This is a genomic window from Glutamicibacter uratoxydans, assembly GCF_006539925.1.
Lineage (GTDB): Bacteria > Actinomycetota > Actinomycetes > Actinomycetales > Micrococcaceae > Glutamicibacter > Glutamicibacter uratoxydans.
Map to the genome: position 1 here is coordinate 1 of NZ_BJNY01000009.1, position 24566 is coordinate 24566.

The 24566-nt window shown below is 63.2% G+C and carries 20 protein-coding genes, 2 tRNA genes and 1 pseudogene; 12 read left to right on the forward strand and 11 right to left on the reverse strand.

Features of this window, described 5'->3' with window-relative positions; translation table 11 throughout:
* Window positions 1-409 precede the first annotated feature (409 nt).
* From AUR04nite_RS17900 to AUR04nite_RS08615, 3 genes are all read right to left on the reverse strand, one after another.
* Window positions 410-571 carry a hypothetical protein gene (locus AUR04nite_RS17900; RefSeq protein ID WP_170184149.1) on the reverse strand — a complete coding sequence of 54 codons (162 nt, stop codon included), beginning with the start codon at window positions 569-571 and terminating at the stop codon, window positions 410-412.
* A gap of 123 nt (window positions 572-694) precedes the next feature.
* On the reverse strand, window positions 695-1624 hold the full coding sequence (locus AUR04nite_RS08610) for a hypothetical protein (RefSeq protein ID WP_141364001.1): 930 nt from the start codon (window positions 1622-1624) through the stop codon (window positions 695-697).
* Between the two features lie 30 nt (window positions 1625-1654).
* A complete protein-coding gene (locus AUR04nite_RS08615) occupies window positions 1655-3775 on the reverse strand; it encodes a RecQ family ATP-dependent DNA helicase (protein ID WP_141364003.1) in 2121 nt (706 codons plus the stop codon).
* 143 nt (window positions 3776-3918) lie between these two features.
* Between AUR04nite_RS08615 and AUR04nite_RS08620 the strand changes: the two genes are divergently transcribed.
* The 4 genes from AUR04nite_RS08620 to AUR04nite_RS08635 all read left to right on the forward strand — a co-directional run bounded on the left by AUR04nite_RS08620 (window position 3919) and on the right by AUR04nite_RS08635 (window position 7682).
* Window positions 3919-5343: a phosphomannomutase/phosphoglucomutase gene (locus AUR04nite_RS08620; RefSeq protein WP_141364005.1), complete on the forward strand. Its 1425-nt coding sequence runs from the start codon at window positions 3919-3921 to the stop codon at window positions 5341-5343.
* Window positions 5344-5352: 9 nt separating this feature from the next.
* Complete coding sequence (locus tag AUR04nite_RS08625) at window positions 5353-5826, forward strand: hypothetical protein (RefSeq protein WP_141364007.1); 474 nt, start codon at window positions 5353-5355, stop codon at window positions 5824-5826.
* 75 nt (window positions 5827-5901) lie between these two features.
* On the forward strand, window positions 5902-6354 hold the full coding sequence (locus AUR04nite_RS08630) for an RrF2 family transcriptional regulator (RefSeq protein WP_141364009.1): 453 nt from the start codon (window positions 5902-5904) through the stop codon (window positions 6352-6354).
* Between the two features lie 152 nt (window positions 6355-6506).
* Window positions 6507-7682: a globin domain-containing protein gene (locus AUR04nite_RS08635; RefSeq protein WP_141364011.1), complete on the forward strand. Its 1176-nt coding sequence runs from the start codon at window positions 6507-6509 to the stop codon at window positions 7680-7682.
* Between the two features lie 97 nt (window positions 7683-7779).
* Here AUR04nite_RS08635 and AUR04nite_RS08640 read toward each other — a convergent pair whose 3' ends face one another.
* Both AUR04nite_RS08640 and AUR04nite_RS08645 read right to left on the reverse strand, forming a co-directional pair.
* Window positions 7780-8886: an alpha/beta fold hydrolase gene (locus tag AUR04nite_RS08640; RefSeq protein WP_170184150.1), complete on the reverse strand. Its 1107-nt coding sequence runs from the start codon at window positions 8884-8886 to the stop codon at window positions 7780-7782.
* Window positions 8883-9410, reverse strand: coding sequence for a PadR family transcriptional regulator (locus AUR04nite_RS08645; RefSeq protein WP_141364015.1), 528 nt, complete (start codon window positions 9408-9410; stop codon window positions 8883-8885). Before AUR04nite_RS08645 ends, AUR04nite_RS08640 begins: the two co-directional genes overlap by 4 nt.
* A 155-nt stretch (window positions 9411-9565) precedes the next feature.
* On the opposite strand from AUR04nite_RS08645, the gene AUR04nite_RS08650 reads away from it, so the two are divergent.
* On the forward strand, window positions 9566-10768 hold the full coding sequence (locus tag AUR04nite_RS08650) for a multidrug effflux MFS transporter (RefSeq protein WP_141364017.1): 1203 nt from the start codon (window positions 9566-9568) through the stop codon (window positions 10766-10768).
* 91 nt (window positions 10769-10859) lie between these two features.
* Here AUR04nite_RS08650 and AUR04nite_RS08655 read toward each other — a convergent pair whose 3' ends face one another.
* Window positions 10860-12692 (reverse strand): phosphoenolpyruvate carboxykinase (GTP), encoded by a 1833-nt coding sequence (locus AUR04nite_RS08655; RefSeq protein ID WP_141364019.1) that lies wholly within the window; start codon window positions 12690-12692, stop codon window positions 10860-10862.
* Window positions 12693-13270: 578 nt separating this feature from the next.
* On the opposite strand from AUR04nite_RS08655, the gene AUR04nite_RS08660 reads away from it, so the two are divergent.
* From AUR04nite_RS08660 to AUR04nite_RS08675, 4 genes are all read left to right on the forward strand, one after another.
* Window positions 13271-13347 (forward strand) — tRNA-Arg (locus AUR04nite_RS08660).
* Between the two features lie 55 nt (window positions 13348-13402).
* Entirely contained in the window at window positions 13403-13699 is a 297-nt protein-coding gene (locus tag AUR04nite_RS18280; protein ID WP_141364021.1) for a GNAT family protein, read from the forward strand.
* A 3-nt stretch (window positions 13700-13702) separates the two neighbouring features.
* Entirely contained in the window at window positions 13703-13942 is a 240-nt protein-coding gene (locus AUR04nite_RS18285; RefSeq protein WP_141364023.1) for a GNAT family N-acetyltransferase, read from the forward strand.
* A gap of 141 nt (window positions 13943-14083) precedes the next feature.
* Window positions 14084-14160, forward strand: a tRNA-Arg gene (locus AUR04nite_RS08675).
* Window positions 14161-14281: 121 nt separating this feature from the next.
* Here AUR04nite_RS08675 and AUR04nite_RS18535 read toward each other — a convergent pair.
* From AUR04nite_RS18535 to AUR04nite_RS08685, 3 genes and pseudogenes are all read right to left on the reverse strand, one after another.
* Complete coding sequence (locus AUR04nite_RS18535; RefSeq protein ID WP_407646681.1) at window positions 14282-14680, reverse strand: integrase core domain-containing protein; 399 nt, start codon at window positions 14678-14680, stop codon at window positions 14282-14284.
* Between the two features lie 44 nt (window positions 14681-14724).
* Window positions 14725-15402 (reverse strand): annotated as a pseudogene (locus tag AUR04nite_RS08680) (DDE-type integrase/transposase/recombinase); the annotation flags it as partial.
* Between the two features lie 213 nt (window positions 15403-15615).
* Window positions 15616-17529 carry an ExeM/NucH family extracellular endonuclease gene (locus tag AUR04nite_RS08685; RefSeq protein WP_141364025.1) on the reverse strand — a complete coding sequence of 638 codons (1914 nt, stop codon included), beginning with the start codon at window positions 17527-17529 and terminating at the stop codon, window positions 15616-15618.
* 192 nt (window positions 17530-17721) lie between these two features.
* On the opposite strand from AUR04nite_RS08685, the gene AUR04nite_RS08690 reads away from it, so the two are divergent.
* From AUR04nite_RS08690 to AUR04nite_RS08700, 3 genes are read left to right on the forward strand one after another with little or no spacing between them, the layout of a single operon-like run.
* The gene (locus AUR04nite_RS08690; RefSeq protein WP_141364027.1) at window positions 17722-18792 is read left to right on the forward strand and encodes an ATP-binding cassette domain-containing protein; all 1071 of its coding nucleotides are present in this window, start codon (window positions 17722-17724) and stop codon (window positions 18790-18792) included.
* A gap of 2 nt (window positions 18793-18794) precedes the next feature.
* A complete protein-coding gene (locus AUR04nite_RS08695; protein WP_141364029.1) occupies window positions 18795-21125 on the forward strand; it encodes a YhgE/Pip domain-containing protein in 2331 nt (776 codons plus the stop codon).
* Complete coding sequence (locus AUR04nite_RS08700; RefSeq protein WP_141364031.1) at window positions 21122-21742, forward strand: TetR/AcrR family transcriptional regulator; 621 nt, start codon at window positions 21122-21124, stop codon at window positions 21740-21742. The genes AUR04nite_RS08695 and AUR04nite_RS08700 overlap by 4 nt, the downstream gene beginning before the upstream one ends.
* Here the strand turns inward: AUR04nite_RS08700 and AUR04nite_RS08705 are convergent.
* Complete coding sequence (locus tag AUR04nite_RS08705) at window positions 21712-23331, reverse strand: ABC transporter transmembrane domain-containing protein (RefSeq protein WP_141364033.1); 1620 nt, start codon at window positions 23329-23331, stop codon at window positions 21712-21714. The genes AUR04nite_RS08700 and AUR04nite_RS08705 overlap by 31 nt on opposite strands.
* Window positions 23332-23340: 9 nt before the next feature.
* Window positions 23341-24468, reverse strand: a complete 1128-nt coding sequence (locus tag AUR04nite_RS08710; RefSeq protein WP_141364035.1) for a P-loop NTPase family protein — start codon at window positions 24466-24468, stop codon at window positions 23341-23343.
* Between the last annotated feature and the right edge of the window lie 98 nt (window positions 24469-24566).

Here is a 24566-nt window from a genome sequence, read left to right on the forward strand (position 1 = left end):
GTGTCCGCCGAAAAAATCCCGGAAACTCGACAGAGTTTCCGGGATTTTTCCATTCTCTGGGGGACGTTTCCGGCCCGGCACATTTTTTGGGGCCCACTACGGTGCTTCGCGGAACAAGAAAAGAAGGAACCCCGCAGCCTCTTTCGAAACTGCGGGGTTTGCAACGGCCGGTACCCAGTCCCCCAACTTGATACCGAAGACGAGAATCATCCCCATAATGATTGATGATCGGTCTACCGATTAATGCACCTTTGACGCTACATCTGAAAAGTTGATTCTTCAATATGTAACCTCACCTTGTCTACAAATTAGGTAGATAGTTTCAGGAAACCAAGTACCACCCAGGCTCTTGCGACACAGAATACGAAGGCTTCGAGAAAAAGCATTTCTCGAAGCCTTGCCTATTGGTTTATTTCACGCCTCGTTCAAAGTCATGGGCAATCTCCTTGACCTGAGTTTCAGCTTGCTTGATCTTCTCAGCGGCTTTGGCGTTCAAGATCTCGTTCTGCAGCTCATCGTCGCCAATGGGTCCGCTCAGCGGCGATTCCTGGTCCTTCTTCTCTTTGGACATCTCGGCCAGCTCCTTCCACGACCGCCCGGCTCAGATTGGTTCCTACACCGTAGGCGCAGTTAATCACGCAATCAATCATCCGCCGCAAACACCCATGAAGCTTTCAGATCCCGAGACGGAGGCCTAGTCGTTGCGGTTCACGAAAGAGCGGAGCATATTCTGCACGATATCCTCGGGCAGCGAGGTGTGGCGGACGATAATCGCCGACATTCCCTCCAAGTCGTTATCCGCGATGGCTTCAAAGAGCGCCTCGCGTTCGTCTTCGGGAAGATCGGCGGCGTCAAAACGGACCGGGCCGTCAGGTCCCTGGCCTTCGAAACGGAAATCGGCGACATTGCCGCTGGCGCTCTCGCCGGCCATCGGCGACGCTGCAATCATCCGTTCCAGGTCTTCCACCGGCAGCTCGGTGTAGCTGTGCAGGATCTGCGCAGCACCGGCGAAATTGGAATCGCGCAGCATGGAGAACAGCTGGTCGTATTCATTCGGGGGCAGCTGTTCGCTGGAGAATTCGCGCTGTTCACCGTCGATTTCAAAGGCCATCTTGAAGTGCGTGGCGCTTGGCTCTGATTCCGAGCCGAACTGGTCATGCCACTCGGAAGGGATAACCCACGAGTCCTCGGGCAGATCGGTGCTGTCCTTTTCTTCCTTGGACGCCTGCTCTTCCTGCTTGCCTGCGGCAGGCTCGTCCTGGGCGCTCTGCGCTTCGAGCTTGTCGCGCAGCGCCTGGATGTCTTCCTCGGAAACCGGAAGTTCCTTGACCGGTGCGGTCTGCGGGTATTTGTCCAAGCTGCGGATGGCGATCACACAGTCCTTGATGGGATCCCCGGTGACAGCCCTGAAATTCTGCACTGCCGCCATGACATCGCCCTTGGCAAGGTTGCGGTAAATCGCGTTGCGGGAAGCATCATCAAGCTTCGCGTTGGCCGCTTGGGCAGCCTCGCGGGTGACCGCCAGCGCAATCTGGGCAGAGTTCTTCTTGCGAAGCGCCTGCAACCCGAAATAACCCAGGGCAATCACTGCGATGACAACGACGAGCCAGATGATGAATTCCATACCTCCAGCGTACTTTGTTTAACTGAACATTCACCCAGCGATGCCCAAAGTGAAAGGCAAAACACCGGGTGCTCCGGCAATTCTCAAGGCACGGCCCGCCATGGCCAGCGACCAGCGTGAATCAGCGAGATCGTCGACCAGCATGATCGGCCCCGGAGCGTCGGCAAGAAGCTGCTCCAGCTGCGCTGGAATCTCGAAGAGATCCGCCACAGCGGCGACCCGGAAGGCCGAGTTTCCACCCGGCCCCTGCTGCGGCGGCATCCCCCGGTATTCAAGCTGCCCCAGGTAGCGCAGGCGTCCCACACTGGCCAGGCCCTGGGCCAGGGATGTCACCAGCTGCGGGCGGCGCGATGACGGCATGGCCACCACACCGACGGGGCGTTGCTCCCAATTCCATTCGGCCAGCACCTTCACGCAGGCGTCGAACATCGCCTTGTCGATCGGATTGTCCGCGGGATCAGCGAAAAGCTGGCGCAGCCGGTTGCCCCAGCCCAAATCCGTCAGGCGGGCCAGCGCGCGGCCGATGGACACCTGCTCATCCACCGGGATCTTGCCCTTGAGCGTATGCCCGAGCTTGTCCAGCCCCGAGGGGTAGAGCTTGCGCGGCTCGATGGGAACGCCCGCACGGACCAGAGCCGCCTGGGCGTTGTCCTTGGATTCCTGAGCGATGTGGTCGTCGAACCAGGCGCCGGCGCAGTTGTCGCAGCGCCCGCAGGGGGCTGACTTCGGGTCGTCCAAGGCCTTGGTCAAGAACTCCATGCGGCAGCCGCGGGTGTTCTCATAGTCGATCATCAGCCGCTGCTCATGCACGCGGCTTGCCGCCACCCGCTTGTAGCGCTCTGCGTCGTAGCTCCACGGCATGTCGGTGCGCATCCAGCCGCCGGCGACGCGTTCCACAGCGCCGTCCACGGCAAGCACCTTGAGCAGCAGCTCCAGCGGCGAGCGCCGCAGGTTGACGGCGCTTTCCAGGGCAGGGACGCTCATGGCCCCGTCGGCGGCTCCAAGCGCTTCCAAGACAGCGGTGGCGCGGACCTGGTCCGGCATGGAGCTGGTGGCGAAGTACTCCCAGATCTCCGCATCGTCGGGGCCCGGCAGCAGCAGCACGTCAGCGTTAATGCTGCCGCGGCCGGCGCGGCCCACCTGTTGGTAGTAGGCTACCGGGGAGCTCGGCGCGCCGATGTGGATAACGAAGCCCAGATCTGGCTTGTCGAAGCCCATGCCCAGGGCGCTGGTGGCGATCAGGGCCTTGACTTCGTTGTTCTTCAAGGCAGCTTCGAGGCGTTCGCGCTCTTCCAGGTCGGTGCGCCCGGTATAGGCCGCGACCTGGTGGCCTGCCTCGCGCAGCAGCCGGGCGATGTCCTCTGCCGCGGAGACCGTCAGCGTGTAGATGATGCCCGAGCCTTTGAAGTCCTCGATGTGGCTGAGCAGCCAGGCCAGCTGCATGCGCGGGGACGGCAGGCGCAGCACTCCCAGGCGCAGCGAGTCGCGGGCCAGCGTGCCGCGCAGGGTAAAGACCTCCTGGGTGCCTCCGGCCAGCTGTTCGGCCACATCTTGGACCACGCGGGAGTTGGCGGTGGCGGTGGTGGCGAGCACCGGCAGGTTCTGCGGCAGCTTGGCGATCAGGTCGCGGATGCGGCGGTAGTCGGGGCGGAAGTCGTGGCCCCAGTCGGAGATGCAGTGGGCTTCGTCGATCACCAGCAGACCCAGCCGGTTCAGCAACATGGGCAGCTGCTGTTCGCGGAAGGACGGGTTGTTCAGCCGCTCTGGGGACACCAGCAGCACGTCGATCTCATCGCGCTGCAGCTTGTCCAGTATTTCGCGCCATTCAAGGACGTTGGCCGAGTTGATGGCGGCTGCCCGCACGCCCGCGCGTTCCGCGGCCGCCACCTGGTCGCGCATCAGCGCCAGCAGCGGGGAGACGATCAGGGTGGGGCCGTAGCCCTGTTCGCGCAGCAGCAGCGAGGCGATGAAATACACCGCCGACTTGCCCCAGCCGGTGCGCTGCACCACCAGGGCGCGGCGGCGTTCGGCCACCAGGGCGCTGATCGCCTCGAACTGTCCGTCGTGGAACTGCGCTGCGGGGTTCTGCACCAAGGCGCGCAGCTTGTCCTGGGCGAGGGCCAGCAGTTCCGAGTGCATTGATCCGTCCATGCTCCCAGTATTTCAGCTGCCACCCACGAATTGCCGCCGCCTGGGCCCAAATGTGGACTCTGCGCGCAAATGTAAGGTATTTCCTACGTCGCGCAGGGGCCAGAACCCGGGCCCTTGGGCCTCCAGCCGGTAGGCTAATTGGTGTGAGCGAAGAAATTGATCTGAACCAGAGCTTCAAGGCCTACGACGTGCGCGGCATCGTCGGCGAGTCCTTGACCGCCGAAGCCGTGGAGGCCATCGGCGCCGCCTTTGTCGACGTGCTGTCCCTGGGCGGCGAAACCGTGCTGGTCGGCGGTGACATGCGCCCCTCCTCTGCCGAGTTCTCCGCGGCATTCGCGCGCGGCGCCACCTACCGCGGCGCCAACGTGGTGATGCTCGGCCAGATCTCCACCGACGAGCTGTACTTTGCCTCGGGCAAGCTGCAGGCGGCCGGCGTGGTGTTCACCGCCAGCCACAACCCTGCCCAGTACAACGGCATCAAGATGTCCAAGGCCGGGGCGCTGCCGATTTCCTCGGCCACCGGACTCTTCGACATCCGCGACCTGGCCCAGCAGTACCTGGACGAGGGCCTGCCGGTCTCCGGCGACACCCCGCAGGGATCTATCACCGAACGCGATGTGCTGGCGGACTACGCCGCCTACCTGCGCGAGCTGGTGGACCTGGCGAACATCCGCCCGCTGAAGATCGTGGTGGACGCCGGCAACGGCATGGGCGGGCTGACCACCCCTGCGGTGCTGGGCGACGCGGTGCTCGCGGGCCTGCCGCTGGACATTGTCCCGCTGTACTTCGAGCTGGACGGCACCTTCCCGAACCACCCGGCCAACCCGCTGGAGCCGGAAAACTTGAAGGACCTGCAGGCAGCCGTGCTGGAGCACGGCGCAGACCTGGGCCTAGCCTTCGACGGCGACGCGGACCGCTGCTTTGTGATCGACGAGCGCGGCCTGCCCCTGTCCCCATCGGCGATCACCGCACTGGTCGCGGTGCGCGAGATCGCCCGCGTGAAGGCCGAGGGTGAGGATTCCCCGGTGATCATCCACAACCTGATCACCTCCAAGGCGGTGCCGGAATTCGTCACCCGCGCCGGCGGAACCCCGGTGATGACCCGCGTGGGCCACTCCTTCATCAAGGCGGAGATGGCGACCCAGGGCGCAGTCTTCGGCGGCGAACACTCCGCGCACTACTACTTCCGCGACTTCTACAATGCCGACACCGGCATGCTTGCCGCGATGCACGTGCTCGCGGCCCTGGGCGGCCAGGACCTTCCGCTCTCGCAGCTGGGCGCCGAGTACGAGCCATACGTCGCCACCGGAGAGATCAACTCGGAGGTTGCTGACAAGGCTGGGGCCACCGCCCGCGTGCTGGAACACTTTGAGGGGCAGGACGTCGCAATCCTTACCATGGACGGCACCACGATCAGCGCGAACGACGGCAGCTGGTGGATCAACCTGCGCCCGTCGAACACCGAGCCATTCCTCCGCTTCAACGGCGAGGGCGCCACTGCCCAGATCATTGAACCAATCCGCGACGCTGTGCTGGCGATCGTGCGAGCCCAGCAGCCAACGGCCTAAGGAGCCATCATGAACTTTGAGACTCTCGATGAAGGCGTCAAGGACGCACTGAACAAGGTCCTGGGCACCGCCCTGGGCGTTGCCCGCGAACAGCTTGAGGAACAGGGCGTCTTCCTGCCCTTCGCCATCGGCCTGGAGCCGGCAGAAGGCAGCGATGAGGCGGAGCTGCGCCTGATCGCCGTGCCGCCGACGGACAACCCGGAGGATCCGGACGCGGACATCGACACCGAGGCCATGGTCGCCGATTTGATGCAGGTGCTCAACCAGCAGGGCGCCCATTTCCAGGCCATCGCCATCGCCTCGGACGTGCTTCTGCAGGAGAATGACAAGGACGCGATCCACGTCGTGGCAGAGCACAAGGTCGGCGCCGCGCTGGCCATCGTGCAGCCTTACCAGATGCCTGCCGAGCCGGGCGGCGAATGGCTGTTTGAGGATCCCGAAGCAGAATCCGCCGAAGCCCTCTGGGCCCCGGAGCAGGCCTAGCCCTCTCGCCTCCACCCGTAGACCGACGCCCTGTGCCACATTGAACGCACAGGGCGTCGTCGTACACTGGGCAGTATGAAACTCAGCGCCTTTGCCGATGTCTGCCTGCGGACCGTCATGGTGCTTGGCGCGCCCAATGCCGGCCAGCTGACCAGCAGGGAGATCGCCGAACTGGTTTCTGTGCCCTATAACCACGTGGCCAAGGCGGTGCTCGAGCTGCGCACCCTGGGATTGATCGACGTGGCGCGCGGGCGCAACGGCGGAGCCACCATCACCCAGGTGGGCTTGGACAGCTCGGTGGGCGAGCTGCTGCGCACCCTTGACCATCGCCAGGACGTGGTCGACTGCACCGACCATGACGCCAACGGCAACTGCCCGCTGGCCGGAGGCTGCCGCCTGCGCACCGCGCTGAGCGCGGCCCGCGAAGCCTTCTACCGTGCCCTGGATCCCCTGACGGTGCAGGAGATCTGCGAACAGTCTCCTGCAGTCACCCTGCTCCCCTTCCCCACGGTGCGCCGCAGCGCGTAATCTGCGTTACATGTAGACACCCTAGTCAAACGCGACTTTCAAAGTTCTTCAAAATTAACTTGCAATCCTTTTCTACGTAGCGTAGAACTTAAGTCATAAATCTTGCATCTCAGATGCAAGATAAAACTTCGCCTCTTCAAGGAGAACCCCACATGCTGTCCACACAGTCTCGCCCGGTCATCGAAGCAACCCTGCCGATCATCGCTGAACGCATCTCCAGCATCACCCCGAAGTTCTACCAGCGCCTTTTCACCGCGCACCCAGAACTTCTGGACGGCACCTTCTCCCGGTCCAACCAGAAGAACGGCACCCAGCAGCAGGCGCTGGCAGGTTCGATCGCAGTCTTCGCGACGCACCTGATCACCAACCCCGAGACCACCCCAGAGACCATGTTGGCCCGCATCGCCCACAAGCACACCTCGCTGGGCGTCGTCGAAGAGCAGTACCCGATCGTGTACGAACATCTCTTCGCCGCCATCGCCGAAGACCTGGGCGATGCACTGACCCCTGAAATCGCCGATGCCTGGACCGAGGTCTACTGGCTCATGGCCCATGCGCTGATCAAGATCGAAAAGGGCCTGTACTCACAGCAGGCCAACGCCACCGCCTACAGCCCCTGGAAGCTGGTCGAGCGCACCGAAACCGGTACCGATTCGGTGACCTTCAGCTTCGAGCCGGCCGACGACACCGCTGTCACCGTCGCGGCTCCGGGCCAGTTCGTCTCGGTCCGCATGCCAATGGCCGACGGCGTGCGCCAGGTCCGCCAGTTCACCCTGAGCAACGACATCGAGTCCACCACCCGCCGCACAGTCACCGTGAAGCTGGACGTGGACGGCGAGTTCACCCCGGTGCTGCACAACTCGCTGAAGGTCGGCGACGTCGTGGAGCTGTCCAACCCCTACGGCGACCTGGTGATCGACGAGGACGGCTCGCCGCTGGTCATCGCCACCGCAGGCATCGGCTGCACCCCGAGCGCCGCCGCGCTGCAGGTGCTGGCCGCTAAGAACTCCACCCGCAAGATCACCGTGCTGCACGCAGACCAGGAATTCTCCGCCTGGCCGCTGCGCGAGCAGATGCTTGCTTCCATCGATGCGCTGCCGCAGGCAAGCATCAGCACCTGGTTCGAGCGCGGCGAACTGCCAGAAGGCCTGGACGCCAAGGCCGGCTACATGGACCTGACCGACTCGCTGACCGAAGACAGCCAGGTCTACCTGTGCGGCCCGCTGCCGTTCATGCACGCTGTACGCTCCCAGGCGCTGGCCGCCGGCATTCCTGCCGACCGCATCCACTACGAGGTCTTCGGACCCGACGTATGGCTGGCCGCCTAATTCTCGCAGCGGCCCTGTAGGGGAAGAGGCCCGCAACCGGTTCATGGGGATCCGGTTGCGGGCCTCTTTCCTGCGCTGTGCGGCAGGCGCGCCGCCGCTACTCTGGGCGTTCGGCGGCGCCTGGCTGCTCTGGCTTTTCCGGAGCAGCAGAATCTTCTGCGCTGGGGCGCTTGTCCACGGGCGGCTTCTTGGACAGCGTGGCCTTCAAATCCAGCTTGTTCAGATCCAGCCTGCGCGGATCCAGCCGGTCCACCAGCCGCGCGGACTTGGGCTTGGCGGGATCCTGCGGGTCGACCTCTTCCAGGGTGCTTGCGTGGTCCTTGGCCGATGAATAGGTGGATGCTCCGTGCGGCTTGGGCGCCGCCGGGCGGGCCAGGATCTGGTGCAGCCCGCCGCTGGTGATCCACCGGCGCAGCACCGCGTTGAACAGCAAAGGATTTTCGATGTTCCACTGGTGGTGCATGCCCGGCACCAGGCGCAGCTTGGCCTGCGGCAGCGCCGCGGACAGCTGGGCAAATGACTTTGCCACGACCTTCGGCTCCTTGGCGCCGGCCAGGACCAGGATCGGGCCGGTGTAGCTGGACAGGTTGGCGGGCAGCGCCCCGGGGCCGATCTCATCCATGATCGCCCGCATGTTCTCCGCCTTGAGCTTGACCCCGTGCTCTGCGAAGAGCTCCCGCTCGTTCTCGACCATGCCGTAGGCCCCCGCCTGGAAGCGCCAGTACCATTCGCTGCCGATCAGCTTCAGCTGCATGCGCTGCATCGCCTTGGCAGTGGAGCTCAGCGAAGCGATCGGGGTGCCGGTGATCATGACCGATTCCACCAGCTCCGGGTGGCGGGCGGCCACATGCAGGGCGATGACGCCGCCCAGCGAGATGCCCACCAGGTGCACACCCCCGGAGGGGACTTCGTCGGCGATCAGCGCCGCCACGTCATCCGCCGCCGAGTCCAGGCCTTCCCACTGCTCCTCAAAGCGGGCGCCGAAGGCCGGAAGGTGCAGGGTCAGGATGTTGAAGTCGGCGAAGGCGAGCACCTGCGGGTCCCAGCTCCAGTTGCCCACGTTGCCGCCGTGCAGGAAGACCAGCGTCTGGGCCTTCTCGCGCGCCGCGTCGTCGCCGCGGGCGGGATGCACCTCGGGGTAGTCGGTGGCTTCCCGGGCCAGCTCCTCCTTGCCGGAAGCCTTCGGGTTCTGCTCTGGACTCATGGCAAATGCTCCAATACTGCGTCGAGCCATTCAAGTTCGGCCGCCTGCTGCCTGATCGCGTGGTCAAGGGTGGCAGCCATCAGGAAGCTGCGCCGATCCGCCGCGGCCCGCATGTCGATGCCTTCGCGCTGGGAGAGGTAGTCGTCCAAGACGTACTGGGTGTTCTTGCGGCGCTGCAGCAGTAGGCGTTCAATGTCTTCGCGCTCGAGCTCTGCGGCGAAGAAGACCTGCCCCATGAACGGGTCCCGTTCGGGAGACTGGGCGGCCCCGCCGGCCAGCCACTGGGCCAGCACTTCGCGCCCGGCCTCGGTGATGTGGTGCTCCTGCCGGTCCGGGTAGTTCGATTGCGCAACGGTGCGCACCGTCGCGTAGCCCTTGTCTACCAATTGCGCCAAGGTGCGGTAGATCTGCGCCTTGTCCGCGTTCCAGAAGTGGTTGATAGATGAGTCAAAGTGCTTCTTGAGTTCATAGCCCGTCATCGGCGACAGGCTTAACAATCCAAGAATCAATCGTGCCAAAACCATGGTTTCATCTTTTCACAGTTAGTTGATTTTGCACCCAACTGGCCATGGCCGGATCAAACTGTGCCCCGATTGTGATGTTGTTTCCCCGCGGTGCCAGCGGTCCGCTGGCCGGAGCCGACGCCGCTTGAAGCTCAAAGCAAACCTAGAATTGTCCTATGCCCCATATCTCCGAGCGTCCCCAGCTGACGCGACCGCTCTTTGCCCTGCTGGTGCTGCTGGGCACCACCGGCCCGCTGGCCGTGGACATGTATCTGCCGTCGTTCCCCGCAATGACCAAGGAATTCTCCTCCTCCGCCACCGGGATCCAGCTGACCCTGACAGCTTTTCTGCTGGGCCTCGCAGCGGGGCAGATCTTCTGGGGTGCGCTCTCCGACCGGCGGGGCCGTTCGGTTCCGCTGCGCTGGGGCACCGCGGTATTTGTGCTGGCTTCCATCGTCGCCGCGCTGGCGCCGACGCTGACCACCTTGATCATTGCCCGCGCCCTCCAGGGCCTGGGCGGTGCTGCCGGCGTGGTCATTTCCAAGGCGATTGTCGCCGATACGACCACCGGCGGACAGACCGCCCGGATCTTCTCGCTGATCATGACATTTACCGGCGTGGCACCGGCGGTGGCTCCGCTGCTCGGATCGGTGCTGGCCCAGATGGGCGGCTTCCGGGCAGTCATGTGGTTCATCGCCTTCTCCGGCGTGCTCATGGCCGCTGGAGTCTTCTGGGTCTACAAGGAGACCCTTCCCGCGGCGCGGCGTTCCTCGGGCAGCTTCATCTCTCCGCTGCTCCAAGCGCTGCGCAGGCCAAGGTTCGTCGGCTACATGTTCCAGTCAGGCTTCTCCTTCGGCGCGATGATGGCCTACGTTTCAGCTTCGCCGTTCCTCTACCAGAACGTCATGGGCCTCTCCCCTCAGGGCTTTGCCCTGTGCTTTGCAGTCAACTCGCTGGGATTGATTCTTGCTGGTTTCGTCTCCTCGAAGCTGGCGCTGAAGGTGCCGCTGCGCAAAACGATCATCGTTGCGCTGAGCGTCTTGCTTGGATCCGCGCTGGTCTTCGCGATACTGGTGCAGCTTGGTGTGCGCAGCATGGTGCTGGCGGTGCTGGTCTTCTTCATGGTCACCTCGCTGGGCTTCACGATGGGCAACACCACTGCCCTGGCGCTGGCTGAGGTTCGCAAGGTTTCCGGATCCGGATCGGCCCTGCTTGGCTGCTTCCAGTTCTTCATCGGCGCGCTGGCCACCCCGCTGGTGGGGTTGAGCGGCGAGGATTCCCCGGTGGCGTTCTCGCTGACGGCGCTGGCCAGTGCGGTGGTCGCCGTCGGCGCCTTGGTGTACACGGCAGAGCGCTTCCATAACAAGGCCGCCGCCTAAGCACAGCCAAGCAAAACGCTTAAACAAAGATCCTCGGGTCCTGCCCCTTCACGTGGAAGGGGCAGGACCCGAGGATCTTTTGCTAGAGGACTTAGGCGCTCAGGCGGGCCTTGAGGCCATCGAGCTCGGCACGCAGCGAAGCCGGCAGAGCCTCGCCGAACTTGGCGTACCACTCTTCGATGCTCTCGACCTCGGTCAGCCATTCGTCGGTGTTCACTGCAACAGCGGTTTCAACGTCTGCTGGGGTGAAGCCTTCCAGGCCGGTCAGATCCAGTGCCTCGCCGGTTGGAACGTAGCCGATGGCGGTTTCCTTGGCGTCTGCGGTGCCTTCGATGCGCTCGATAGCCCACTTCAGAACACGCGAGTTGTCGCCGAAGCCTGGCCAGGCGAAGCCGCCTTCTGGGGTGCGGCGGAACCAGTTGACCAGGAAGATCTTTGGCATCTGCTCTGGGTTGAGCTTGCCGGAGATCTGGTCCCAGTGGTTCAGGTAGTCGCCTGCGTTGTAGCCGATGAATGGCAGCATGGCCATTGGGTCGCGGCGCACCTGGCCGGTGGCGCCGGCGGCTGCAGCGGTGGTCTCGGAGGACAGGGTCGAGCCCATGAAGATGCCGTTGGTCCAGCTGCGGGCCTCAGTCACCAGCGGAATGGTGGTCTTGCGGCGGCCGCCGAAGAGGATGGCGTCGATCTTCACGCCGTTTGGCGAGTAGTAGTCCTGCGACAGCATGTCGACCTGGTCGATCGGGGTGCAGAAGCGGGAGTTCGGGTGTGCGGCGTTGGTGCCGGACTCTGGGGTCCAGTCGTTGCCCAGCCAGTCGGTCAGGTGTGCTGGGGCCTCGTCGGTCATGCCTTCCCACCACACGCCGCCTTCGTCGGTCAGCGCAACGTTGGTGAAGATGGAGTTGCCCTTGGTGATGGCGCGCATGGCGTTCGGGTTGGTCGACCAGCCGGTGCCTGGAGCGACGCCGAACAGGCCGTACTCTGGGTTCACGCCGCGCAGCTCGCCGTCCTTGCCGATGCGCATCCAGTTGATGTCATCGCCCAGGGTCTCGGCCTTCCAACCTTCGATGGTTGGGTCCAACAGTGCCAGGTTGGTCTTGCCGCAGGCCGATGGGAATGCTGCTGCAACGTGGTAGGACTTGTTCTGTGGGCTGGTCAGCTTCAGGATCAGCATGTGCTCTGCGAGCCATCCCTCGTCGCGGGCCATTGCCGAAGCGATGCGCAGGGAGTAGCACTTCTTGCCCAGCAGTGCGTTTCCGCCGTAGCCCGAACCGTAGGACATGATGGCGCGCTCTTCTGGGAAGTGAACGATCCACTTGTCTTCGTTGCATGGCCAGACAACGTCTTCCTGGCCTGGCTCCAGCGGTGCGCCAACGGAGTGCAGGGCTGGAACGAAGAATGCGTCCTCTGCTTCCATCTTGCGCAGTACTTCATTGCCGATCTTGGCCATGATGCGCATGGAAGCGACAACGTAGGCGGAGTCGGTGATCTCAACGCCGTAGGCTGGCTGTTCTGCATCTAGTGGACCCATGACGAATGGAATCACGTACATGGTGCGGCCGCGCATCGAACCGTCGAACAGGCCGTTCAGACGGGCCTTCATCTTTTCCGGGTCTTCCCAGTTATTGGTGAAGCCGGCATCCTTCTCATCCTTGGAGCAGATGAAGGTGCGTTCCTCAACGCGTGCAACGTCCTTTGGATCGGAGAATGCTGCGTAGGAATTAGGGAAATTTGGATCGGTCAGCTTGACCAGGGTGCCAGCTTCAACCAGCTCGGCACACAGGCGGTCGTTTTCTTCAGCTGATCCGTCAACCCAATAAACACGATCCGGCTTCGTCAGTGCGGCAACTTCCCCGACCCAGGCTGTCAACTTCACATGCGAAGTAGGCGCTGCGTCGATTACGTTCTGATCCGAGCTCGTGCTCATTATCCATTCCCTCCATTGGGCTGAACTTGCAATAAATCAAGGCTATGGGGTGTACCCCGCTTGCACCCTGTGACTCAAACCTCAAGCCAAAAACGAGCCGAAGATGAAATTGAAAAGATCCCCGGAATTCCGGGGGTTTGCCTTTTGAACACCATAAGTTAATGTGACGAAGGTCACGTATACCGGTACCCTTTCATACTTCTGTCACAACCCGAACACACCTCGACTTCAAGACTCAGCCAACCTCTATTCCGGCCGCCAGTACAACCACCTGGCACGATGACGCACACCCTTGCGCGAAGCACAGCCGCCAGCCTGGCCCCGCAAGCAACGCCATCCAGCATCGCAAGCATATAAAGGGAATATCCTGACTCAGCATGATCACCCGTCCAACTCAGGTCTTTCGAAGACCCCGGCAGAAGCAAGGGACGACTACGCAGAAGTGACCGACCCTTTCATGCACAAAGAGGCCGAGTTGCGAGCGCCTGAGAACGAATCGGCCACTCGATTTGCAAGATCCAAAAAGCACCCGTATAGTTATTCGAGGTTCGAGCAAACGAACCGCAACAAATGAATAAGCGCCCATAGCTCAGCTGGATAGAGCGTCTGTCTACGGAACAGAAGGCCAGGGGTTCGAATCCCTTTGGGCGCACCAAAGAAAATCCCACTCGAAAGAGTGGGATTTTTCGTTTATCCCGAAAGGCGTCGACATGGAACCACTCGAACTTCGCCCCAATATTGAGCTTCGACTGCTCCAGCCATCCGATGCAGGCAGGCTGGCCGAGGCTTACCTAGGTAATAAGGAACATCTTCGCCAGTGGGAGCCGATCAGGCCCGACGAATTCTTCACCCAGCAATGGCAGGAGCAGGATCTGAGAACGCGGAGCGAACTGAACGCCCAAGGACTCGCCTATCCCCTGGCACTTTTCAACCACGAGTCAATCATCGGCAGATTCACGCTCACCGGCATTACCCGCGGCCCGTTCCAGAACGCCAGCCTGGGCTAGTGGATGAACGCTGATTTCTGCGGGCGCGGACTTGCCACCGCAGCCGTTCAGGGAATCTGCCAGATGGCCGGAAGCCAGTGGGGGCTGCATCGCATCGAAGCATCGACCCTGCTCCGCAACACCGGCTCCCAGCGCGTCTTGCTCAACTCGGGCTTTGAGCTTATTGGCACCGCCCCGCGCTATTTGAAAATCGCAGGCAGCTGGCAGGACCACAACTTGTATCAGCGCATCCTGGACGACTAGCCAAAGTAGATATCGGCCGAAATCCAGCGCTTCACAACAAAGCAAATGTGAACCCGAGCACTTTTGGCCGTTTCGGTTTTTCTCGACGCAGAATCTCGTGTATTGTTATTCAAGTCGTCAAGGCGACAAACAAATGAATAAGCGCCCATAGCTCAGCTGGATAGAGCGTCTGTCTACGGAACAGAAGGTCAGGGGTTCGAATCCCTTTGGGCGCACCAATGTGAAGAGTCGAGACATCGTTGACAGATGAGTCGAGACATACTTTACAAAATTTGATCGGAATCCCTCGGCCAACGGCCGGGGGATTTCTGTTTATCTGGCCAGTAGTTTCGATCCGGATCAATTACGTGCCTGCTGAGGACTTCTGAGGTATCCAGATCCAGCACGGTGACTTCGATGGTGTCGATGAGCATCATCACTTTCTTTCTGCGATGGACCTTGCGTACCCCCTAAATGGCGCAGTTTTCCTTCATGTCTCAGGGTTACTTTGCCGTCCTTATCGATCCGATCGTAGCGGATGCGAAACTCGCGATTACGGGTCACCTCAATGAGGTCGGGACGTGCTTTGAGGGTGCGGTGGTACCACTGTTCTGGCGTGTCTCGATTCAGTGCCCGGTGCGGCCGCTGGGTGTTGTACACGTGCCGAAATTCGTCCAAGATCGCTTGCAGCTCTTCGATCGATTCCGCTGGCGGGCGGGCATTGACCCATAAATGCTCGGCCTGGTGGAAGCGTTCGATTTTTCCTTGGGTTTGCGGGTGATAAGGGCTACCGTTTTCTGGCGGATCCCGAGGGTGATGAGTAGTTTTTCGAACTTGTTCAGTCCTTTGAGCAGGCGGGTGGTGTAGACCAGTCCGTTGTCAGTCAGGGTGCTTTGTGGTGGACCATAGCGGTTGATGCACCAGGTGAAGCTGTCGATCACGATTTGCGTGGTGATTTCGTCGTGGACCGAAGCGTGCAGCAGGTAGCGTGAGTGGTCATCGATCCAATGCAGGATTTCGACTTTGCGCCCGGTGGCGAGGGTGGCTTCGGTGAAGTCTGATTGCCATGTTTCATTGGGTTGATCTGCTTGGAAGCGGTGAAGGCTGCTCTTGGGACGTTTTTTGGGTTGGGGTGTGATCAGGCCGTGCGCGTGCAGGATGCGGCGGATGGTGGAGTCTGAGGGCACGGGGCCCGCCATATTGCGCAGGTGGTACTGGATGGTCAGTGGGCCAGCGTCGAGCTCTGCTGCGGTGAGTTTGGTGCGGAGTTCAAGGATGAGCTCGACAGTTTTCTGGTCGGTAGCTCGTGGGTTGCTCAGTGGTCGGCGTGATTGGGGTTCCAGGGCTTGATCGCCGCCGGCGTCGTAGGCTTTGAGGAGTTGGTAGATGCGTTGGCGTGAGATTTTGTATTGGTGTGACGCGTTGGTGACGCTCATCCCGGCGTCGCGGATTTGGTGGACGATGACATGATTCTTGGACATGTATCAGTGTCAAGGATGACGCAGCTCATAGGTCAATGGGTGAGTGTCTAGGATGTCTGGACTCATGTGTCTAATATGTCGTGAATCTACACACCTTTGGGCGCACCAAAGAAAATCCCACTCGAAAGAGTGGGATTTTTTGCTTTAACAATCCAACAGCCGACAACAGGTTCCGGCTGGCAGCCGCCGGCCGGAACCTGTTTCTGCGATCCGCTACTTCTTGTCGAGCTGGAATCCGACGAGCACCGGATCATGGTCCGAGGAACGGTACTGGTCGGCATTGAACAGCTGGGTCACGTTGTAGTTGTACCGGCTGTATTCATAGGCGATGGATTCGGTCGCATTGATGTTCCAGATATCTTGTCCGGTAGCCTTCTTGGCCAGCGGCTGCGAAGCGAAAACATGGTCAAGCGAGCCGGTCAACCCCTTGAAGAGGTAGCTTCGCGAATCAGCCTGTGCACCCAGATCCGCATACCCGGCTTCCAGCAATACCTGGATAGGATCTTCCGCCGCATAGGAGTTGAAGTCGCCGGCAAGCACCACCTTGTCGGTATTGGCGGTCTTCTTCATGCCATCGGCAAACTGCACCAGCGCCTGGGCCTGCTGGACGCGGGCCTGGTTCCATGCGCCCTGGCCGTCACCCTTGTCGGCATTCGCCGAGCCGTCCTTCGGGTCCGAGCCCTTGGACTTGAAGTGGTTTGCCACAACGAGGAATCGAGTCTTCTGGTTGCCTCCCACGCGCTGGAACGCCTGTGCCAGGGGATCGCGGGCATTGTCGAAGGCCGGATCGTCAAGGATCACCGATTCATTAATCAGCTTGACCGCATCGGCGCGGTAGATCATCGCGGTGCGGATGACATCTTCATCTGCCGGAACGGCGCTCGGGCTTGGAACGTAGCTCCACTGCTTGCCGCCGGCGGCCGCGTTCAGCTCGTCAACCAGATGGGACAGCGCCGCGTCGCGGTCCTCGCCGAAGCGCGAAGAATTTTCGATTTCCTCCAAGACCACCACATCGGCTGCAAACTTGTTCAGCGCGCTGACGATCTTGGACTGCTGGCGTTCGAAGCTTGCGGCGTTCGCCGCGCCGCGGGCATCGCATCCGCCGCGGACGGTGACTGGGTTGCCTTGGCGGTCGTCGTAGTAGCTGCAGCCCTCAAGGTCTTCACCGGTGGTGGTGAAGTAGTTCAGGACATTGAAGCTGCCCACGCTCACGTTGCCGCCGACGTCTTGAGGCTTGTCATTGTCGATGCGCTCGAAGCTGGCGGGGATCTGGGCATCGTCGGCGCCGGTGATCTGGCCGGTTGGCTGCAGGCGCCACAGGTCGTAGCGGTAGTCCATGATGACCGGCGACGTGAACGACGCCTGCGCTCCGACGCTGACGCGGTGCTGCCCGTCGATATAGGGCAGCGGGGTCGAGGTGTTGGACTTGGTGCTGAAGTTCAGGGTGGCGCCGTCGTCAAGCACGATGGCGCGGCGCTCGTTCTCCGCAGCCAGCGCGGCGGCTTGGGCGCTGCCGGCCTTGAAAACGTCGGTCGGCTGGCGCAGCGTGCGTTCGCCCTCGATGATCTGGCTGGTTCCCTGGGCCAGGGTAATCTCGCCGTACTGGTTCAGCGAGTAGTTGTCCGCCACCGTGAATGACCCTTGAGGGTCGATGAGCATTGATTCGAAGCGTTCGCGCTGCTCATCGGTGTCAGGCAGCGTGATGGCCAGCGGCTTCACCGCTTCGGCAGGCTCGGCTAGCTCCTGGACCGAGGAAGCGCTGATCTGCGTCAGTCCGTAGTATTCCGAGACGGTGCCTGCCACCTGGAGATGCTGGCCCACGGCAACATCAGCCACCTGCTTGGGCGCGTAGATGAAGACGGCAGAGCTTCCCTGGTCGGAAATCTCTCCGCCGCTGCCTGCGGTCTGCAGGTAGAAGCCGCGCAGGCCGCCTTCTGCATAGGCCGCGGTGACGACGCCTTGGACCGTGACCTTCTTGCCCGCCAGGGGCGAGGTGTCCGAGGTGCCCTGGACTGCTTCGATGGCAGTGATGCCGGTGTCTGCCGCCTGTACTGGCGCCAAGCCGGACAGGCTCAATCCCGCCGCCAGTACGGCGGCGGCAAGAATGGACGTGCTACGTTTTTGCATGGATCTTCCTACGTCGGTGGGTGATGTACCGAATTCACCAGATGAAGTTGAACTCGCGGTGAACGCTGTGAAACTGCCTGGGTGGCCAGCTCATTAATGATCCAAGTCGATTAAGCGCTTTACGTCTATAGCGTGACGAAAAAGATATCTTGACTAATTGAACTGACCGGTCAGTTCAATTAGTCTGTAAAAGTGCTTGTTGCAGATTCCATCTCATTCCAGGGCCGCCATAGCGAACTGGTTCCCCCTACTTCCCTTTCCGTCGCGCCCGGAGAAATGCTGCTGATTGTCGGCGAACCGCAGATCGGCCGCACCGCGATGGCCTTGATGCTTTCAGGGCGCATGAAGCCGAAGTCGGGCACCGTCACCTGGAACGGGCATAGCAGCATGGGCAGGCTGCGCAAGGTCAGCGCAGTGGTGGATTCCCCGAATATCAACGAGCCCGAAGCCCACTTGAAGATCCGCGACATTGTCAGCGAAGATCTTTCGCTGATCCCTTCTCCTCCCTGGCGCAAGCCGAACCCCAAGAAGTGGATGCAGGACCACGGCTTCAGCGACATCGCGCACGAATGGACCGACGCCGTCGAGCCGGTGCGCATGACCGAAATGCTCACCCAGCTGGCGGCTGAAAACCGGCAGACCAAGCTGCTGGTCGTCGATTCGCCGGACCGGCACCAAGAAGACGACGAAGGATGGCTGCGCAACCTCGAGCGCTTCGCCCTTGACGAACGCCAGTTCGCCGTCATCGCGCTGGTTGGCCGCCCGCCAGCGGAATGGGAAGGCCCCATCATGTATTTGGGCGAGCAGGCGCAAGCCACGGAGCTGGACGAACAGCAGCCTGAAGAGGAACCGCAGACCACCAGCCAGCCGGCGCTGCCGCTGGCCGAGGAAACTGCCCAGGCACCGGCCCAAGAATCCGCTGCGGATATCGGCAATCAGGATGCTGAGCAGCCGGCGGCAGCCGAGCCGCTGGAAGAACAGCTGGACGCCGATCCCCAGGAGCCAGCCGTACAGGCCCCGGCAGCACAGGCACCTGCCGCATCGGCTGACGAAGCACCGGAAAGCGAAGCGCCCGCGGCGCCCGAAGCAAAGCCCGGTCCTGTTCCCGCGGCCTCCCCCGGAGCCGAAACTCAAACCTCACCCGAAGCTCAAGCCGACGCCGGCCTCCAGGCCGAGCCAGCCGCTGATGAAACTGCCGGCAAGGACGCTGGCACGCAGGCAGCAAGCACAGAAACCGCCGATCGAAGCGAACCGAAGGACTGAAGATGACGACCTTGCGTCTGGCTCTTTCAGAGCTCAAGCGCATGAGCCGCGGCACCCTGCCAAAGCTCGCGCTCATTGCCATTACCCTGGTGCCGCTGCTCTACGGCGCCCTGTACCTCTACGCCAACTGGGATCCCCAGTCCAACCTGAACAACGTCACCGCCGCAGTGGTCAACCTCGATGAAGGCGCCACCGTGGACAAGGAATTCAAGCAGGTCGGCAACGATGTGGTCGACTCCCTGGAGGAGGACGGCACCTTCGGCTGGGCCCACCTGGACACCAAGGCGGAGGCGGAAGATGCCGTGGCCAGCGGCAAGTACGCCTTCGCCCTGATCCTGCCCAAGGACTTCACCGCCGCGCTGACCTCGCCGGCGGAGCTCAAGGACGCCAAGCAGGCGAATATGGAGCTGCTGACCAATGACGCGAACAACTTCATGGTGGGCAATTTCGCCAAGACCCTGAGCAACGAGGTCCGCACCTCGGTGGCCAAGGAAGTGGGCACCGAAACAGCTTCCGGCATGATCGCCGGATTCGTCGAGATCCACGGCTCCATGGGCAAGGCCGCCGACGGCGCAGAACAGCTCTACGACGGCACCATCTCGCTGGGCGACGGCGTAGTCAGCCTGGCCGACGGCACCACCAAGCTGGTGGACGGCAGCGCTGACCTCTCCGACGGCGCTGGCCAGCTCAAGACCGGCACCTCGGAGCTCTCCAAGGGCCTGAATTCCCTGGTGGACGGCCAGAAGCAGCTCTCCAGCGGCGCAGACCAGCTGGCCAAGGGATCCAAAGACCTCTCAAAGGGCGCCGGGGACCTGTCCAAGGGTCTGAACACCCTTGAATCCAAGACCGCCACCCTGCCCAAGTCGGTCTCCCAGCTCAACGACGGCGCCAAGAGCGCCAAGGCCGCGGCGGACAAGCTGGCCGCCGGTTCCAAGCAGGTGGCCGACGGCAACGTGAAGCTCTCCAACACGGCAGACGACGCGATCGGCGTGATCGACAACCTGCAGGCAGATGCCGAGTCCCGCATGGACGAGGTCAAGACCGCCATGGATGAGAACCTGGACCAGCTCGTCGCCCAGGGAGTGCTGACCAAGGAGCAGGCCTCCGCCATCCGCAAGGACGTGAACAGCGCCGTCAAGAACTCCAGCGTCTCCAAGAGCGTGCAGGCCGAGGCAAAGAAGATCCGCAATGAACTGGGCACCGTCCAGTCAAGCCTGAACCAGCTGGCCGACGGCTCGGTGCAGGTAGCCGACGGCAACAAGCAGCTGGCAGCCGGCCTGGGAACCCTCTCCCAGGGCACCGGGCAGCTGAACGCTGCGGTGCCAGCGCTGCGCGAAGGCATCGTTGCGGCCGCAGACGGCGGCGGCAAGCTGGCCGACGGCTCCAAGACCCTGGCCTCCGGCGCTTCGACGCTGGCCGAGGGCCAGAAGGCCGCCCTGGACGGCGCCAAGCAGGCGGCCGCCGGCGCCAAGAAGCTTGACACCGGCGCTGGCGCACTGGTGGACGGCTCCGGCCAGCTGCACGACGGGCTGACCCAGCTGTCGGACGGCGTGGGCGAACTGTCCAAGGGCGCCGACAAGCTGCAGGACGGCTCCGGCGAGCTGTCCACCGGCCTGAAGGAGGGCGTGGACGAGGTCCCGTCGCCGGATAAGAAGACCAGCGAAAAGCTCTCCGACGTGATCGGCGACCCGGTGGCAGTCAACCAGGTCAAGCAGGCCGAGGCGCACGCCTACGGCGAAGGCCTTGCACCGTTCTTCATGACCCTGGCGACCTTCATCGGCATCCTGATCCTCACCCAGGTGATGCGCCCGATTACCAACCGCGCCCTGGCCTCCAACGGCGTGAACTGGAAGATCGCGATCGGCGGCTGGCTGCCCTTCGCCTTCCTGGCGATGATCCAGACCAGCCTGCTGTTCGCGGTGGTGCACTTCGGCCTGGGCCTGACCACCGCGCACCCATGGCTGACCTGGGGGCTGTTCCTGCTCGCGGCATTGTGCTTCAGCGCGCTGATCCAGGGCATCTACGCCCTGCTGGGCACCGCCGGCAAGTTCGTGGTGCTAGTGCTGATGGTGCTGCAGCTGGTCACCGCCGGCGGCACCTTCCCCTGGGAGACGCTGCCGCAGCCGCTGCACATCCTGCACCAGATCCTGCCGATGAGCTCCGTGGTGGATGCCATGCGCCACCTGATGTACGGGGCCGAGCTGTCGGTGCTCTCCAGCACCGGAGCCGTGCTGATCGGCTACACGCTGCTGGGTCTGCTCTTCAGCTTCCTGGCGGTGCGCAAGCACAAGGTCTGGAACCTCAAGTCCCTGCAGCCGGAGCTGGGAGAATGACAACGAATCCCAGCACCCGACCGCGGGTGCGCGCCACAGCCTCCAAGGAGCGCCTCTTCGAAGCCTCCATGCACCTGCTCGGATCCCGCTCCCCGGATGCGGTGTCGGTGGATGAGATCGCCGCCGCGGCCGGGGTGTCCAAGGGCACCGTGTACTACAACTTCGGGTCCAAGGAAGAGCTGGTCAGCCAGATCCTGTCCTTCGGCGCCCAGAAGCTGCTGAACGAGCTGGGCACTGCGGCGAAGGACGCCGACGCCTATGTGGCGCTCAAGCGCATGTGCGAAGTCGCCATGGACTTCGTGGCCACCTACCCGTCCTTCGCCCAGCTCTGGCTGCAGAACCAGCTCTGGGCCCAGCAGGACGAGCCGGGCCAGTTCCTCTCCCTGCACGCGCAGATCACCGACCTGATCATCCAGGTCTTCGACCGGCTGGTGGTGCTCGACGAGGCGGAGAAGCTGCCGCTGGCCGCCGCGCTCTTCGGGGCAGCCATGTTCACCTCGCGGCTGCGCACCGCGGGGCGCACGGCGCTGGGCCGCGACCAGACGGTGCTCGCGGTGATGAGCGCCGTGGACGGGATGCTGGCAACTCACCGCAGGGTCGGCTCCGCCTCCAGCTGAGCGTTGAACTCCCAGCTGGCGGTGGGCTCAAGACCCGGCAGCGCGCCGCGCGGGAAGCAGATGACGCCCGGGTAGTCCCGCAGCCTGCGCAGCAGCCGCTCATAGCGCCCTGCCGGGAGCTTGGCCGTCGTGCGGTCCACCACCAGTAGCGCCGGAGTGCCCAGTAGCGCCCTGGCTGTCAGCAGCGCAGCGCGCTGGCCGAAGTCCAGCGGCTCTCCCCCGCGGCGCAGCTGGGTCCGTCCGCCCTGCGGCAGCGACTCCAGATCCAGCCCGCACTGTGCCGCCAGCTTGGCCGCCGTGCGCTGCGAGGTAGAAGGGTGCCGGTAGCGCAGGGCGCGCAGCACCGGCCCGCGCTCCACCGCCATTGCTTCAAGCACCGCGCCGATCTTTGCGCGCCGCTCGGTTTCCGGCAGCGTGGAAGCCGGCACGCCATCGATCCTCAGCCGGCCGGCGCCGCCAGCCCCCGCGCACCCTGTGGCAAGCTGCGCCGCCAAGTCGGCTACTTCGCGCTCGGGGCCCACCAGTTCAACCCTGGACCCTGCAGTCCAGCAGGCCTGCGGCCAGAGCCCCGAGCCTCCAGGCAGCTGCTCCACCTGCACCCCATGGGCACCGGCGGCAGCCTCCTGCGACCCAGAAGCTGAGGCAGTTGCCTGCTCCTCGCTCCAGATCCGGCTCTGCTGCAGCAGCGGGGCAAGAATCCTGGCCCCTGCCTTGAAGTTCTGCCGGTACTCCACCGCCTTGCCCCATTCGCCAAGGGCCGCGGTGCAGATGCCCATCAGCGTCAAGGCTGTAGCGATCTGCGGGGCCGGAAGCTGCTGGTGCGCCGCGGCGGCGATCACCAGCACCGTGCCCAGCAGCGGCACCGCCAGTGCACAGGCGCGCAGGGCCGCCGCATAGCGGGCACGGGCAATGGCAGCTTGGATCATCGCCTCGGATTTCTGCTCGATCCTGCGCACCTCGCGCCCCACGCCACCTCCGGCCCGGATGGAGCCGGCGGCCAGCACGGTGTCTGCCAGGTGTCCTGCCAGTGCGCCGCGCTGCCTGCGCAGGCTGCGCGCGGTGCGGAAGGTGCCGGCGGCCAGCACCGCCAGCGCCGCCGCTTCAACCATCATGCTCAGCACCATCGCCCCGGCCAGCAGGGGGTTCAGCAGCCACAGCCCCAGGCCGCAGGCAAGCAGCAGCGGGGCCGCTGCCAGCAGCGGCACCAGCCCCTGGGTTACCCAGTTGCGGATCGAGGACAGGTCGTTGCTCGAGCGCGCCGCGGTGATGCCCACCGACGGGGCGCGTTCGCTGAGCAGCGCATGGGTCATCAACCCCACGCGCAGCTGCGCCACATAGTGCTGGCCCAGCTTCTCCGCCAGCACCCGCTCAGCGTACTTCGTGGCGAAGAAGCATCCGATCAGGGCCAGCAGCACCCACAGCAAGCCTGTGGCCAGCCCGGAGGCAAGCCTGCCCACCAGCCAGCCGATGGCCACCGAACACAGCCCGGCGGCCATGCCCAGCCCGATCAAGCCCAGCAGCATACCGCGGCGCCCATGGCCCGCCAGCTTTGGCAGGCTGGGCTGCGCCGGCTCAGTTGCCGCACCCATGCCTGGGCCCTAGGCCTGCGGCAGCAGGCTCAGCGCGGTGTCCGCCTCACACAGGTCATAGGTGCTGATGACCTGGGTGCGAAGCTGGCCTCGGGCCTCGCGCAGGGACAGCGGGGAGGCGGTCAGAATGCCGCTGACTGCTGCAAGATCCAGTCCCGCGTTCAGCAGGATCTGTTCACCTGCCACGGCGCCCAGCGCGTCCTGGGCGCTGAACAGCACCCTGTCGACGTACTGGTTGAAGATCGGATCGTTGAGCAGCCGTCCAGTTTCTCCCTGGAACAGGCCGTCGGCAATCTCGATGACCACTACCTGGGCGCCAGTGGCGCTCTGCTCCTGGATCATCGACACCAGCATCTGCCGGATGGTCTCGTACTCCAGGCGGTAGGTCGTGGGATATCCAAAGTCGGTAAAGTCTCGGACGCTGACGGCTCCAGCGTCTTCGAAGAGGTCCGGGTCGTTGCCTGCGCCGGTTCCGGTGGCCTTTCCGGCCGCGACGTCAAGGCCGGCGTTGGTCAGGCCATTGACAAGGCAGGCCAGGGTGGTGGTCTTTCCGGAGTTCATGGACGTGCCCAGCACCGCAATCACCGGCGGGCGCACCGAGCCCTGGGCCGCGGTCGCCTGGGCGGAAAGCTTCTCGATGGACAGCGGCGCATAGTCGCCCAGGTTCACCACCTGGTTGTTCCGCATCAGCAGCCCCAGCGGCGCAATCTGCGTGGCCTGGTCGATGGAGTCGTGCTGCTCTTCCACCGAACTGGCCAGACCGCCTCCGGCCGCCAGCTGGCAGGGGCCGAGGTCCTGCGGCACATGGGCCAGGAATTGGTCCGGCGCGTAGCGGTTGCCGTAGGCCACCATGATCTTCTGTCCCGGGAACATCCGCTGGCGCCGGGAATGCACCGACTGCAGCTTGGTGTGCTTGCCGAGTTCGACGACTCGGGCGATCACCACATCGCCTGCCTGCGGCACCATTCCAGGGGCTTTGACGATGCTGAATTCTTGCGGTGCTTCGCGCAGGGCAGCGTCAACGAAACGGGTGGTGTATGCGGTGCGCAGCCGCGAGACTGCCTTGGCGTCTAGGCGCTGAAAGAATGCTTCTTCATCAAACTGGGTGCGCGGAAATTCATTGGTGATGACTGCCATTGGTCATTTTCCTTAGGTGTGTGTCCTTGATGGACTAAACAGGATCTGCACGAATTCTGCCGGGCCTCGGCTCACCCCAGTCTCTCTTGACCGGCAGA